Consider the following 13603-nt stretch of genomic DNA (forward strand, 5'->3'; position numbering starts at 1 on the left):
TCAGAAATACCCCTCCGCCTTCTTCTTTTCCATACTCGCGCTCTGGTCGTGGTCGATCGCGCGGCCCTGGCGTTCGCTCGTCGTGGTCAGGAGCATTTCCTGGATCACTTGCGTCAGGTCGGTCGCCTCGCTCTCGACCGCGCCGGTCAGCGGATAGCAACCCAGCGTGCGGAAGCGGATCGAACGATCGACCGGGACTTCGCCCGGCGCGAGCCGGAAGCGATCGTCGTCGACCATCAGCAGCATGCCGTCGCGCTCGACCGTCGGACGCGGCGCCGCGAGGTACAAGGGCACGATCTCGATCTGCTCGGCCAGAATATACTGCCATATGTCGAGCTCGGTCCAGTTGGACAGCGGGAACACGCGCATGCTTTCGCCCCGCGCCTTGCGGGCATTGTAGAGCCGCCACAGTTCGGGGCGCTGTGCCTTCGGGTCCCAGCGTTGATGCGCGTTGCGGAAGCTGAAGATCCGCTCCTTCGCGCGGCTCTTTTCCTCGTCGCGACGCGCACCGCCGAACGCAGCGTCATAGCCGCCCGCGGTCAGCGCCTGTTTCAGCCCCTCTGTCTTCCACAGATCGGTGTGGAGGCTGCCGTGATCGAACGGGTTGATTCCCTGCGCCTCGGCGTCGGAGTTCTTGTGGACGATCAGCTCCATCCCCGCGTCGGCAGCGGCGCGATCGCGCAGCGCGTACATCGCGCGGAACTTCCACGTCGTGTCGACGTGGAGCAGCGGGAAGGGGGGCGTGCCGGGAAAGAACGCCTTTTTGGCGAGATGGAGCATCACCGCCGAATCCTTGCCGACCGAATAGAGCATCACCGGGCGTTCGGCCTCGGCGACGACTTCGCGCAGGATGTGGATGCTCTCGGCTTCGAGGCGCTGCAAGTGAGTAAGCGAAACGGTCATGGCTGGTCTGAATAAGGCACAATCGGCCCAAGGCGACGAACTTCTACTGTTGGGCGCAATAGTTCGCGTCGTCGCCAATCCCCGCCGGGGAGCGCCTGGCGCCAGGGTCAGCCGTGATCCCGCTCGACCGAGTCCAAAATCCGCGCGCCGGCCATGAACACTGCGATCGGGCAGACCGCGAACAGCAACCATCCGCCGAAGCCGGGATATTGCTCAAGATAGTGCGCGCCCCGCTCGACCGCGCCGACCGCCAGGGCGTAGATCACGCCAAAGGCTTCGAACTTGTTCTTGATGATGAACAGGCTGGCGAATTTGGTCCACATACGCCGACAGCCGCAACAACCGGGCCAACCCCGGATTGCCGCGGGTCCGCCTTAACGAACGTGGTGAATCGTAAGTTAACGCGACAGGTGTGGCTTCGTCATGCCAACTCGGTCAGCTCGAGCTCCTCAAGCAGCGCCAACCGGGCCGCGCGAATCGTATCGACCAATGCGAGATCCGGCCGTTCGCCTAGGATCTGCGCCGGTACGATCGTCTCCGGCCAGCGCTGCGCGATCACCCCGGCGATCCGGTCGAGCTTCGCCGCATCGACGAGGAAGCGCGGATCGACCGTCGCGGGATCGGCCACGACCCGCAGCCGCAGGCAGGCCGGGCCGCCGCCATTCGCCATCGACTGCCGCACGTCGACCGTGGTGAACGCGCGGATCGGGCCGTTGCTCGCGGTCATCGCGGTCAGCCAGTTGGCGACCGCGGGGTCGGCGGTCGCCTCGGCGGGGATGATCAACGTGGTTCGTCCGTCCGGTGGCGTCACCAGCTGGGCGTTGAACAGATAGGACTTCACCGCCTGCGCGAGCGAGACACGGTCGGCCGGGACCTCGACGATGTCCACCCACGGTGCCGCCGCCCGGATGGCGGCATAAGCAGCAGCGGGATCGGCGAACGCCTGTTCGTGGACGAACAGCACGCGTTCGTTCGCAACCGCCACGACATCGTTGTGGAACGCGCCAGCGGCGATCGCCGCCGGGGATTGCTCGACGAACACCGTCCGCGCCGGATCGAGACCGTGCGCGCGGGCGATCGCCGCGCTGGCGTCGCGCGATTGGCGCGCGGGGAAGGCGCCACCGGCTACGCCGTAGACGAAGACCTCGACCCCGGCGTCGCCGTGTGCGGGCGCGAGGCGCATGTGGTTGGCCGCGCCTTCATCGCCGAACGGCGCGGGGACGGGCGGGTGATGCGCGAAATGCGCGGGGTCTGCGAACGCCAACGCAAGCTGGCGCGCGGTGTATGCCGCCTCGTGGCTGCGGTGCGGCATGGTGACGAGGTTTGCGGGCGTAAGGTGGCAGCGTCCGTCCGCGGCATCGGCGGCGGGGGACACCGTCGCGGCATTGGCCGCCCACATCGCCGACGCGGACATCGCCTGCGCGCGCAGCAGCGGCGGGGCGTCGGCATAGGTCGTCGCCAACGCCGCAAGCCAGCGATCGTCGGGCCGGTCGTGCGGCAGCAGGATCCCTTGCGACAGCCCGAGCGCGAGACAGGCACGCATCTTGTCGATCCCCTCGAGCGCGGCGCGGCGCGGGTAGGAGGGGGTGCCGGCATTCTGCGTCGCGGCAAGGTTCCCGTGGCTCAGCCCCGCAAAATTGTGGCTCGGGCCGACGATGCCGTCGAAGTTGATCTCGGTCGTCATCACACCCTCGCGACGTGGCAGACGGTGGCATCCTCGGCGATCTCGAGCGCGCGAGCGGATTTCGGCGAAATCACCACGCCGCCCGTGCACGACCGCACGTCGCCATAGACGCAGCGGAAATCCGCAAGCTGGCCGCTGGCGATCAGCGACGCGTCGCCGCCATCGAAATCGAGCGCGACGACAGTCGCGCGCTGCACGTCGCGGATCGTCCGGACGTCGTTCGTCCGCGCGATCATGGTCGGGCCGCCGTCGAAGATGTCGACGTAATTCTCGAACGAAAATCCTTCGTTCTCCAGCATGCGCATCGCGGCGCGGCCCGAGGGATGCGGCAGGCCGATCACCGCGCGCGCGCTCTCCGGGAGCATTGCAGTATAGATCGGGTGTTTGGGGAACAGGTCGGCGATGAACTGGTGTCCCTGGACCGCGTTGAACTGGTCGGCGTCCTGGAAATTCATCCCGAAGAAGCGCCCGGCCAGCCCGTCCCAGAACGGCGAACCGCCCGCTTCGTCGATGATCCCGCGCAGTTCGGCAAGCACCCGGTCGGCAAACCGCGCGCGATGCTGCGCGATGAACAGATAGCGGCTGCGCGCGAGCAACAGGCCGAGCCCGCCCGCGCGTTCGCCGGGATGGAGGAACAGCCCGCCGACTTCGCTGCACCCTTCGAGGTCGGTCGTCAGCCCGAGCATGTCGGCGCGGAAGGTCCGCCCGAGCTCCTTCGAATGCTGCGTCAGCGTGCCTAGGCGGTAGCTGTAGAACGGGTAGCTTTGCCCGACATGCGTAAAGATCTGGCACGTCCCGCGGACTTCGCCGGTATCGGTGTTCTCGAGTACCAGCACAAACAGGTCGTCGGCCTTATCTTCTCCCGCATCGTCCTCCGCGCGCGCGAAGGCGGCGGCGCTGCGTTCGAGTTTCGCGGCGAGCGCGGTCCGGTCGGGGGGCAGGTTGGTGAAGCCCCCGCCGGTGAGCTTGGCCATTTCGTACAGCGGCTTGAGGTCGGAATCGCGCGCGGCGCGGATACGGTAGGTCACAACTGGCCCTTTTCGGCGATACGCAAGAGAGTGAGCGCGGACAGCGCCGCACGTTCCGGGAGGGAGTCGACGATCAGATATTCGTCGGGGGAATGGATCGCGCCGCCGCGCGCGCCCATCGTGTCGACCACGGGAACGCCGCACGCCGCGATCGTGTTGCCATCGCACACCCCGCCGGTCGCGCGCCAGCCGATGTCGAGGCCGAGGTCGGCGCCGCAGGTCTTGACCAGGTCGAACAGCTTGGCCGCGCCGGGGTCGATCGGCTTGGGCGGGCGGTTGAAGCTGCCGTGCAGCGCGATGGTCACGTCATGTTGGGCCGACACCGCAGCGATGGTGGTGTCGAGCAACGCCTGCGCGCGGGCGATCGCAGCGGGGTCGGCGGGGCGGAAGTTGATGCGGAGGACGGCATGATCGGGGACGACGTTGTTGGGCCCACCGCCCTCGATCCGCGCCGGGTTGACCGCGAGGCCATCGCCTCGCGCAGCGTGGAGGCGGACCGCGAGATCCGCGGCTGCGACGATCGCGTTGCGACCGTCCTCGGGGTTGCGCCCGGCGTGCGCGCTGCGCCCGGTGACGACGATCGAGAAGTTGCCCGTGCCCCCGCGTGCGCCCGCCAGCGTGCCGTCGGGGAGCGCGGGTTCGTATGTGAGCGCGGCGATCTTGCCCTGCGCCATCCGGCGTATCAGCGCGGAGGAGGAGAAGGAGCCGGTTTCCTCGTCGGAATTGATGACGACGTCATAGCCGATCTGGTCCGCCAGCGGGCTGGTTTCGACCGCGACCAGCGCGGCGAGCATCACCGCGAGCCCGCCTTTCATGTCCGCGACGCCTGGCCCGTTGAGCGTCCCGTCGTCGCGCATCGTCAGCGCCTGGAACGGGTGATCGATCGGATAGACCGTGTCCATATGGCCGGTCAGCAGCAGTTGCACCGGGGCTTCCGGGCGTACGCTGAGATGCAGGTGACGACCATGATCGAGGACAGCAACGCTTCCGTCGGAGCCTACGCTCTCGGCGGTATCCCCTTCGATCAGCGCAACTTTTCCGGGAAGTGTGTCGAATGCCGTACGGAGCATGTCCGCAACCTCGGCCAATCCGCCAAGATTGCGCGTCCCCGAATTGACCGCCGACCATTGCTCGACCTGCTGCAGCATCGGCTGCGCCCGCGCGACCAAGATCGCCGCGGTTTCGTGTTCGTTCAATCCCCTCATCCAGGCAGCCTAGCGCTTCCTCTCGATCGGCTCCAGCCCGTTGCGAATGAAACCATCCACGGCTGCGGTGCGATGGCGGCTACGGCGTTCCTGCAGCAGCATAGCGTTTCAGCCCAGGTGCTTGGCGAACACGGCAAGGATTTCGCGGTACAGTGGCGCCTTGAACGGGACGATGATGTCGGGAAGGGTCGCGGGGTCGACCCACTGCCATTCCTTGAACTCCTCATGTTCGGTCGCGATATCGATGTCGCTGTCCAAACCCTTGAAGTGGAACAGGAACCAGTGCTGTCGCTGACCCCGCCACTTGCCCTTCCACACGCGCCCGACGAGCTCCTCGGGCAGGTCGTAGAACAGTTCGTCGGGGGATATTGCGATCAGCTCGACCTTGTCGGCGGTGATCCCGGTTTCCTCGCGCAACTCGCGCAAAGCGGCGGTTTCGGCATCCTCGCCGTCGTCGATTCCGCCCTGTGGCATTTGCCACGCTTCGACTTGGGTATCGATTCGCTGGCCAACGAAGACTTTGCCGTCCGCGTTGAGGATCATCAGCCCGGCGCACGGGCGGTAGGGGAGCTTGGTCGGATCGCTCATGCCGCGGCCTGCGCCATCACGCGCTGCGCTTCCGCTTCAGCGATCATTGCCTTTGCAGCGGTCAGCGCGCCGGCGACGTCCCCGACCGAAGACGGGATCGCCTTGCGCAGCGTGACGAAGCCATGAATGGTGCCGACGGCTTCCCGGAACACGACCGCAACGCCGGCCTCCGCCAGCGCAGCGGCATAGGCGCGGCCCTGGTCGCGGATCGGATCGAGGCTTGCCGTCACCACCACCGCGGGCGGCATCCCGGCGAGATCGCCGCGCAATGGCGACGCGCGAACATGCTCCGCCTCGGCTTGGTACGCGGCGTTGAACCAGTCCATCGTCGCGCGGGTCAGCAGATAGCCTTCGGCGAACTGATCGTAGGACGGATAGGGCTTGGTCGTATCGGTCGCGGGATAGAAGGGCAGGTGCGAGATCACCGGGGCCGCGGCAGGCGCGTCACGCAAGGCGGCCGCGACGACGATCGCGAGATTGCCACCCGCGCTGTCGCCGCACGGGACCAACGCGGTAACGCCGCGCCCGAGCTCGGCGGGCCCGCTGGCGGCCCAGCGCGCAGCCGCTTCGCAATCGTCCGGCGCGGCGGGCCAGGGGTCTTCGGGCGCGAGCCGATAATCGACCGCGAGCACGGGGAGATCGAGCGCGCGCGAAATCTCCGCGCAGAAGCTGGCGTGCGTCTCCAGATTGCCGATGACGAACCCGCCACCGTGATAGAAAAGCACGAGCGGCCCCGGCAGGCGATCTGCCTGAACGTCGAACAGCCGCGCGGGGATCGGTCCGGCGGGCCCGGGGATCGCGATGTCCTTGATCAGCCCCAGCGCGCCGACCGGTGGATCGGCGACGTCCTTCATTGCGGCATAAGCAGCGCGCGCGGCAGGGGGCTCCATCTCGTGCGTGCGGGGGCCAGGCAGATTGTTGAGAAACGCCAGGAAGCCCGCGACGTCCGGGCGGACATAGGGGGGAGGGGGCGAGGTCGGGTTCTGGGTTGGCGTGCTGCTGTCGGCCATGCGGCGCTCTCCATTGGTCTCTGCCAGTCTCGTGCCTACCTAGGCACGATGATCCCGGTCGTCCATCACCCTGCCTATGTCGCTTCCGGACAGGCGAACAACCCCAGCCAGCTCAGCAAGAACGCGGCGATCCGCAACCGGCTGGAGGCGGAAGGCGCTGGCGTAGCCTGGCATGTGCCGGAGGCGATGCCGGTGCGCTGGCTCGAGGCGGTCCATGATGCGGAATATGTCGCCGAAGTGCTCAACGCCCGCGTGCCGCGCGAAAAGGAGCGCCGGATCGGGTTTGCGGTGACCGAGTCGGTGGCGGCGCGCGCAGCGGTGGTGCCGGGCGGGACCTGGCTCGCGGGCAAGCTCGCGCTGGAAACCGGGTTTGCGGCGAATACCGCGGGCGGAAGCCATCACGCCTTGGCGGCGACCGGGGCGGGCTATTGTGTCTTCAACGATCTCGCGATCGCCGCAGTCCGCCTGTCGGAGGAGGATGGACTGCGCGTGCTGGTGGTCGACTGCGACGTGCATCAGGGCGATGGCACTGCGGCGCTGACCGCGGGCTATCCGGGGATCGCGACCTACTCGATCCATGCCGAGAAGAATTTCCCCGCGCGCAAGGCGCGCTCCACCCTGGACGTCGCCTTGCCCGACGCGACCGACGATCCGCGCTATCTGGAGACGCTCGAAGCGACGCTGGTACCGCTACTCGACGAGCTGCGCCCGCAGATCATCCTCTATCAGGCGGGGATTGACCCGCTCTTGAACGATCGGCTCGGGCGGTTGGCACTGACCGACGCGGGGCTGGTAGCGCGCGAGACGTTGGTCGCGCGGCTGGCGATCGAACGGCAAATCCCGCTGGCGAGCACGGTCGGTGGCGGCTACGGTGCCGATACGGTCGCGCTTGCCGAACGGCATGTCCGCGCGATCCTGACCTTGGGTGCCGCCTTCGCCGGCGCCGCCTGATCGGAAAGCAACAGTTGTCGCGCCCCTTACTGAAACTACCTTGGCCGTCCGCCGTTCGAGGCATAAGGGCATGACAACGATTACCCGTAGGACAAGACGCTGATGGCGACCGCCGCGCACGAAGTTACTCCCCAAGAAGCCTCCGCCCACCCCACCGCAGAGTCCGTCGTCGTCCGCTTCGCCGGCGACTCGGGCGACGGTATGCAGCTCACCGGGGGACAGTTCACGCTGTCGACCGCGCTGTCGGGCAACGATCTGGCGACCTTCCCGGATTTCCCCGCCGAGATCCGCGCGCCGCAAGGCACGCTGTTCGGTGTGTCGGCGTTCCAGATCAACTTCGGCTCGACCGCAATCGAGACCGCGGGCGACGCGCCCGACGTGCTGATCGCGATGAACCCCGCCGCGCTCAAGGTGAACGCGCCCGCGCTCAAGCCGGGTGGCCTGATCATCGCGGACGAAGGCGAGTTCGGCGAGCGTAACCTTGCGAAGGCGAAATACGCCGCCAACCCGCTGACCGACGGCAGCCTCGCCAAGTGGCAGTTGCTGAGCTTCAACATCTCGCAGCTGACGCTGGACGCGGTCAAGCCGTTCGGGCTTGGCAACAAGGAAGCGCTGCGCTGCAAGAACATGTGGACGCTGGGGCTCGCGCTCTGGATGTTCGATCGCGATCGCGCGCCGATCGTCGACTGGCTCAAGACCAAGTTCGCCAAGGCGCCCGTCCTTGCAGAGGCGAACATCGCTGCGCTCAACGCGGGCCACGCTTACGGCGAGACCGCCGAACTCGCCGGTCCGATGAAGCAGCATCACATCGGCGTCGCGCCGACCGCGCCGGGGCTCTACCGCACGGTCACCGGTGCCGAGTCGATCTCGCTCGGTCTGGTTGCCGGCGTCCAGCTCGCCAACGTGCCGATGTTCTTCGGCGGCTATCCGATCACGCCCGCCTCCGCGATCCTGCACTTCCTGTCGCGGCTCAAGGAATATGGCGTCACCACCTTCCAGGCCGAGGACGAAATCGCCGCGATCGCATCCGCGATCGGTGCGTCGTTCGCGGGCCAGCTTGGCGTGACCTCATCGTCGGGTCCGGGGATCGCGCTCAAGGGCGAGGCGATGGGGCTGGCGATCATGACCGAGCTGCCGCTCGTCATCGTCAACTCGCAGCGCGGCGGGCCCTCGACCGGCCTGCCGACCAAGACCGAGCAGTCGGATCTGTATCAGGCGGTCTATGGCCGTAACGGCGATGCACCGATGCCGGTCCTTGCCGCACGCTCGCCGTCGGACTGTTTCGACGTCGCGATCGAGGCGGTGCGGCTCGCGGTCCAGTACATGACCCCGGTGATGCTGCTGACCGACGGCTATATCGCCAATGCCGCCGAGCCGTGGCTCGTCCCCGACATGTCGAGCTACGCGCCGTTCCCGGTCGAATATCTCGAAGACGTCCCCACCGAGGGCTTCCTGCCGTACGCGCGTGACGAGAATCTCAAGCGTCCGTGGGTCAAGCCCGGGACGCCCGGCCTGCTCCACCGCATCGGCGGGATCGAGAAGGCGATCGGCACCGGCAACATCGATTACGGCGCCGAGAACCACCAGAAGATGACCGAAATCCGCCGCGACAAGGTGGCGAACATCGCGGTGCCCGACCAGACCGTCGAACTCGGCGAGACTTCGGGCAAGCTCGCGATCGTCGGCTGGGGCTCGACCTTCGGGCCGATCCACCAGGCGGTTCGCCGTGCGCGCGCCAAGGGGCGTGACGTGGCGCACATCCACATCCGCCACATCTGGCCGATGCCGGCAAATCTCGGCGATTTGCTGCGGGGTTACGACACCATCCTCGTTCCGGAGATGAACACGGGGCAGCTCAAGACGGTGCTTCGCGACCAGTTCCTGGTCGACGCCAAGCCGCTCAACAAGGTGTCGGGCCAGCCGTTCCTCATCTCCGAGATCGAGGATGCGATCGATGGCCATCTGCCAGCCGAGGGCGACTTCGTGCCGCCGAGCGAAACTCAATTGCCCAGCCCGGAGGCTGTGAACCCATGAACGACATGACCCCCATCGTGAAGACCACGCCGAAGGACTGGGAAACCGACCAGGAAGTCCGCTGGTGCCCCGGCTGCGGCGACTATGCCGTGCTCAAGGCAGTGCAGCGCACCATGCCCGAAATCGGTGCGCGGCCGGAGAACACCGTCTTCGTCAGCGGCATCGGCTGCTCGTCGCGCTTCGTCTATTATATGGAAACCTACGGCTTCCACACGATCCACGGCCGTGCGCCAGCGGTGGCGACCGGCGTCAAGCTCGCCAACCCCGATCTCGACGTGTGGATCATCACCGGCGACGGTGATGCGCTGTCGATCGGCGGCAATCACACGATGCACCTGATCCGGCGCAATCTCGATTGCCAGGTGCTGTTGTTCAACAACGAGATCTACGGCCTGACCAAGGGGCAATATTCCCCGACGTCGCGCGTCGGCACGCGCACGCCGTCGACCCCGTTCGGGTCGGTCGACACCCCCGCCAACCCATGCGCGTTTGCGCTTGGTGCCGGCGGCCGGTTCATCGCGCGCGCGATCGACGTTCACAAGAACCTCGTCGGCGTCCTGAAGGCAGCGCATGCGCATAAGGGCACCGGCTTCGTCGAGATCTTCCAGAACTGCATCGTCTATAACGACGACGTCTTCGCGCCCTTCACCGAGAAGAAGAACGCGGCGGCGAACCAGATGTGGGTCGAGCATGGCAAGCCGTTGGTGTTCGAGAACGGCACTCGCGGCCTGGCGATGGACCTGGAGCGGTTGGTGCTCAAGGTCGTCGACGTCATCGACGGGGATTGGCAGGCGGCGGGCGTGATCGTGCACGACCAGACCAACCGGGGCCTCGCGCACATGCTGGTCGAGATGCCGTTCGGGACGTTCCCGATGGCGCTTGGCGTGCTGTTCGACGATCCCCGGCCGACGTTCGAGAGCGCTGTAGTGACGCAGAATGCCGAAGCGGCGAAGGGCAAGACGCCCGACCTGCAGAAGCTGCTGTCGCAGGGGCAGACGTGGCAGGTGGAGAAAGAGCCGCATTCGATGTGATCGTTCTGCCTTCAGAGGCAGAAGGGTTTGATCACGCAAAGGCGCAAAGACGCTAAAAGAGAAGAGGCGGTTGAGCGAAGCTCTGGAAACCCTGGCGCGGCATGCAGTGGACTGTGGGTTCAAGCTGCATGCGGCGCTTGGGCCTGGGTTGCTTGAGTCCGTTTATGAAGTCTGCCTGTTTGAAAGCCTCGCCAAGCGAGGCTTTTTTGTTGAGCGGCAGAAGCCGATCCCGATCCGGTTTGACGGACTGGTCATCTCCGAAGGGTTCCGGGCCGATCTGCTGATCGAACGCCAACTGCTTCTGGAACTCAAATCCACCGAGAGCTTTGCGCCGGTGCATGCCAAGCAGGTGCTGACCTATTTGCGTCTGATGGACCTGCCGCTCGGCTTGCTGATGAATTTTGGTGCCAGCACCTTCAAAGAGGGCGTCCGGCGCGTTGTAAACAACTATGCCGGTTGATCCGGCGCCTTCGCGCCTTTGCGCCTTTGCGTGAGTAAAGCTTCTTGACCACCCCAACCCTCCTCTGGCTCCGCCGTGACCTCCGCCTGGCCGATCAGCCCGCGCTCCTTGCCGCGATCAACAAGGGCGCGGTGATCCCTGTGTACATCCTCGACGACGACACCCCCCAGAAATACGCGATGGGCGGCGCCTCGCGCTGGTGGCTGCACCATAGCCTCGAGAGCCTCGATGGCGACCTGCGCGAGAAGGGATCGCGTCTGATCCTTCGCCGCGGCTCTTGCGACACTGTGCTGAAGGATCTCGCCGAGGAAACCGGCGCGACGCAAGTTCACTGCATTCGGCATTTCGAACCGTGGTGGCGCAACGCCGAACGTGCGGTCGCCAAGCATCTGGACCTCGTCTGCCACGACGGCAATTACCTTGCGCCGCCCGGATCGATCACGACCGGCAGCGGCGGGCAATATAAGATCTACACCCCGTTCTGGCGTGTATTGAAGCAGCACATGCCGCCCCCTGAACCGATCCACAAACCCGCCAAGATCCCGTCCCCGTCGAAGTGGCCCAAGAGCGACACGCTTGAGGACTGGAAGCTGTTGCCTACCAAACCCGACTGGTCGGCCGGTTTCTCCGACGACTGGACACCGGGCGAGGATGCTGCGCACCACCGGTTGTCGGCCTTCAAGAAGCAGGCGGACGACTATGACGACACGCGGAACTTCCCCTCGCAGGAGGGCAGTTCCCGCCTGTCGCCGCACCTGCATTTCGGCGAGCTGTCGGCGGCGCAGGTATGGCATGCCGTTGCCGACGTCGGCGGATCAGTCGATGTCTTCCTGAGCGAGATCGGCTGGCGCGACTATGCGCAAAACGTCATCCTGCAATATCCCGAATATGGCGCGAAGAACGCCCGCGAGAAGTATGACGCGATGCCGTGGCGTAGCGGCAAGCAGGCCGACGCCGATCTCAAGGCATGGCAGCAGGGCCGCACCGGTTATCCAATCGTCGACGCCGGGATGCGGCAGCTCTGGAAGACCGGCTGGATGCACAACCGCGTCCGCATGATCACCGCGAGCTTCCTGATCAAGCACCTCCTGATCGACTGGCGCGAAGGCGAGCGCTGGTTCTGGGATTGCCTGGTCGATGGCGATTACGGCTCCAACTCGGTCAACTGGCAATGGACCGCGGGCACCGGAATCGATTCGAACATGTTCGTCCGCATCATGGCGCCTCTTACCCAATCCCCCAAGTTCGATGCGGGGGACTATATCCGCGAGTGGGTGCCCGAGCTCGCCGACGTGAAGGGTGACGCGATCCACGACCCCGAGGAGGCCGGCTGCCGTCCCAAGGATTATCCGGCCAAGATCGTCGGCCACCGCGAGGCGCGCGAGCGCGCGTTGCAGGCGGTAAAACAGGTGCGCTGAGCGGCTTGGCAACCACGCCCCGGAATGCGAGGGGGGCGCGATGTTTGGGGTATTTGTAAAACCGTTCGACGCCGTGCTCGACCGTATCGATTCCGGTCTGGTCGAAGGGTCGCTTGCCGCGACCTTGCCGGGGGGACGCAAGCGGCTGCTCGGCGGGCGGGCGCCCGGGCCGGCGGCGGTGGTCGATCTGGTCAGTTGGCGCGCGCTGTTGCGGCTGGTCACGGGGGGCTCGGCGGGCTGGTATGTCGCTTGGTCGAAGGGGGAGTGGGCCAGCCCCGATCCGACCGTGCTGTTCGAGCTGTTCATGCGCAACCGCGTCAGTCTGGGCGGGACGGCGCGGTCTGGCGGGGTGATCCGTACGGTGCGCGGATGGCGCAACGGTCTGCGCCGTAATTCGCGCGCGGGGTCGCGGCGGAATATCCATTTCCACTACGATCTGGGCAACGATTTCTACAGTCTGTGGCTCGATCCAAGCATGATGTATTCGGCCGCTTTGTTCGACGACGCGGCGATGACGACCGAAGATCTGACCGCGGCGCAGGCACGGAAGAATGCGGCGATCCTCGATCGGCTGGAACTGGCACCCGGGCAGACCGTGCTCGAGATCGGCTGCGGCTGGGGTGGCTTTGCCGAGGCGGCGGCGCGGCGTGGGTTGCGGGTCGATGCGATCACGCTGTCGAGCGAACAGGAACGCGCGGTCAACGACCGGATCGCGGATGCCGGCCTGTCGGGTGTGACCGTCGCGCGGACAGACTACCGCGACGTCACCGGCCAGTATGACGGGATCGCGAGCATCGAGATGGTCGAGGCGGTCGGGCAGGATTATTGGGGCACGTATCTCGCCGCCATCTCGCGCACTCTCAAACCCGGCGGGGGAGCGGCGATCCAGTATATCACGATCGATGACGCGATCTTCGAGGCCTATGCCGCGAACGTCGATTTCATTCAGCGGTTCGTCTTTCCGGGCGGGATGCTGTTGTCGGAAAGCCGCTTCCGCGCGCTGGCAGCGGAGCATGGGCTTGAGTGGCGCGACAATCATCGCTTCGGATTGCATTATGCCGAGACGCTGCGGCGCTGGCGCGTTGCGTTCGACGCGGCGGTCGCGGCGGGGCGGTTGCCCGCGAAGTTCGACCGCAAGTTCGTCGAGTTATGGCGCTATTATCTGATGTACTGCGAAGGCGGGTTTCGCGGGCAGGGGATCGATGTGGCGCAGGTGACGCTGGTAAAAGCGGGGGGCTGAGGGCTGTCAGCTTCGCGACCATTTGTCGTCATACCGGCAAGGGAGAGAGGT

Annotated in this window: 13 protein-coding genes; 6 read left to right on the forward strand and 7 right to left on the reverse strand. The window is 66.1% G+C overall.

The annotated features are described in order from the left end of the window. The 7 genes from cysD to QBJ92_RS03080 all read right to left on the reverse strand — a co-directional run bounded on the left by cysD (position 1) and on the right by QBJ92_RS03080 (position 6418). On the reverse strand, positions 1-903 hold the full coding sequence (cysD, locus tag QBJ92_RS03050; protein ID WP_277968214.1) for a sulfate adenylyltransferase subunit CysD: 903 nt from the start codon (positions 901-903) through the stop codon (positions 1-3). A 107-nt stretch (positions 904-1010) separates the two neighbouring features. Beyond that, positions 1011-1226, reverse strand: a complete 216-nt coding sequence (locus QBJ92_RS03055; protein WP_277968215.1) for a hypothetical protein — start codon at positions 1224-1226, stop codon at positions 1011-1013. A gap of 98 nt (positions 1227-1324) precedes the next feature. Beyond that, the gene (locus QBJ92_RS03060; RefSeq protein ID WP_277968216.1) at positions 1325-2587 is read right to left on the reverse strand and encodes an N-succinylarginine dihydrolase; all 1263 of its coding nucleotides are present in this window, start codon (positions 2585-2587) and stop codon (positions 1325-1327) included. Next, entirely contained in the window at positions 2587-3615 is a 1029-nt protein-coding gene (locus QBJ92_RS03065) for an arginine N-succinyltransferase (protein ID WP_277968217.1), read from the reverse strand. Before QBJ92_RS03065 ends, QBJ92_RS03060 begins: the two co-directional genes overlap by 1 nt. Continuing rightward, on the reverse strand, positions 3612-4820 hold the full coding sequence (locus QBJ92_RS03070; protein ID WP_277968218.1) for a hydrolase: 1209 nt from the start codon (positions 4818-4820) through the stop codon (positions 3612-3614). Before QBJ92_RS03070 ends, QBJ92_RS03065 begins: the two co-directional genes overlap by 4 nt. 108 nt (positions 4821-4928) lie before the next feature. Continuing rightward, the gene (locus QBJ92_RS03075; RefSeq protein ID WP_277968219.1) at positions 4929-5408 is read right to left on the reverse strand and encodes an RNA pyrophosphohydrolase; all 480 of its coding nucleotides are present in this window, start codon (positions 5406-5408) and stop codon (positions 4929-4931) included. After that, positions 5405-6418 (reverse strand): alpha/beta hydrolase, encoded by a 1014-nt coding sequence (locus tag QBJ92_RS03080; RefSeq protein WP_277968220.1) that lies wholly within the window; start codon positions 6416-6418, stop codon positions 5405-5407. The genes QBJ92_RS03075 and QBJ92_RS03080 overlap by 4 nt, the downstream gene beginning before the upstream one ends. 48 nt (positions 6419-6466) lie before the next feature. Between QBJ92_RS03080 and QBJ92_RS03085 the strand changes: the two genes are divergently transcribed. The 6 genes from QBJ92_RS03085 to QBJ92_RS03110 all read left to right on the forward strand — a co-directional run bounded on the left by QBJ92_RS03085 (position 6467) and on the right by QBJ92_RS03110 (position 13552). Then, entirely contained in the window at positions 6467-7369 is a 903-nt protein-coding gene (locus tag QBJ92_RS03085; RefSeq protein WP_277968221.1) for a histone deacetylase family protein, read from the forward strand. 102 nt (positions 7370-7471) lie between these two features. Continuing rightward, positions 7472-9403, forward strand: coding sequence for a 2-oxoacid:acceptor oxidoreductase subunit alpha (locus QBJ92_RS03090; RefSeq protein ID WP_277968222.1), 1932 nt, complete (start codon positions 7472-7474; stop codon positions 9401-9403). Beyond that, the gene (locus QBJ92_RS03095; protein WP_277968223.1) at positions 9400-10434 is read left to right on the forward strand and encodes a 2-oxoacid:ferredoxin oxidoreductase subunit beta; all 1035 of its coding nucleotides are present in this window, start codon (positions 9400-9402) and stop codon (positions 10432-10434) included. The genes QBJ92_RS03090 and QBJ92_RS03095 overlap by 4 nt, the downstream gene beginning before the upstream one ends. Before the next feature lie 70 nt (positions 10435-10504). Further along, on the forward strand, positions 10505-10894 hold the full coding sequence (locus QBJ92_RS03100; protein ID WP_277968224.1) for a GxxExxY protein: 390 nt from the start codon (positions 10505-10507) through the stop codon (positions 10892-10894). A gap of 44 nt (positions 10895-10938) precedes the next feature. Beyond that, complete coding sequence (locus tag QBJ92_RS03105) at positions 10939-12312, forward strand: cryptochrome/photolyase family protein (protein ID WP_277968225.1); 1374 nt, start codon at positions 10939-10941, stop codon at positions 12310-12312. A 40-nt stretch (positions 12313-12352) separates the two neighbouring features. Then, the gene (locus QBJ92_RS03110; RefSeq protein ID WP_277968226.1) at positions 12353-13552 is read left to right on the forward strand and encodes an SAM-dependent methyltransferase; all 1200 of its coding nucleotides are present in this window, start codon (positions 12353-12355) and stop codon (positions 13550-13552) included. Positions 13553-13603: the final 51 nt, after the last annotated feature.

The organism is Sphingomonas echinoides (genome assembly GCF_029623395.1).
Classification (GTDB): domain Bacteria; phylum Pseudomonadota; class Alphaproteobacteria; order Sphingomonadales; family Sphingomonadaceae; genus Sphingomonas; species Sphingomonas echinoides_A.

Excerpts from the sequence above, each read along its gene's own strand:
- QBJ92_RS03110 (WP_277968226.1), top strand. The coding sequence starts at position 12,353 with ATGTTTGGGGTATTTGTAAAACCGTTCGACGCCGTGCTCGACCGTATC.
- QBJ92_RS03070 (WP_277968218.1), bottom strand. The coding sequence starts at position 4,820 with ATGAGGGGATTGAACGAACACGAAACCGCGGCGATCTTGGTCGCGCGG.
- QBJ92_RS03090 (WP_277968222.1), top strand. The coding sequence starts at position 7,472 with ATGGCGACCGCCGCGCACGAAGTTACTCCCCAAGAAGCCTCCGCCCAC.
- QBJ92_RS03075 (WP_277968219.1), bottom strand. The coding sequence starts at position 5,408 with ATGAGCGATCCGACCAAGCTCCCCTACCGCCCGTGCGCCGGGCTGATG.
- QBJ92_RS03055 (WP_277968215.1), bottom strand. The coding sequence starts at position 1,226 with ATGTGGACCAAATTCGCCAGCCTGTTCATCATCAAGAACAAGTTCGAA.
- QBJ92_RS03060 (WP_277968216.1), bottom strand. The coding sequence starts at position 2,587 with ATGACGACCGAGATCAACTTCGACGGCATCGTCGGCCCGAGCCACAAT.
- QBJ92_RS03085 (WP_277968221.1), top strand. The coding sequence starts at position 6,467 with ATGATCCCGGTCGTCCATCACCCTGCCTATGTCGCTTCCGGACAGGCG.
- QBJ92_RS03095 (WP_277968223.1), top strand. The coding sequence starts at position 9,400 with ATGAACGACATGACCCCCATCGTGAAGACCACGCCGAAGGACTGGGAA.
- cysD (WP_277968214.1), bottom strand. The coding sequence starts at position 903 with ATGACCGTTTCGCTTACTCACTTGCAGCGCCTCGAAGCCGAGAGCATC.
- QBJ92_RS03080 (WP_277968220.1), bottom strand. The coding sequence starts at position 6,418 with ATGGCCGACAGCAGCACGCCAACCCAGAACCCGACCTCGCCCCCTCCC.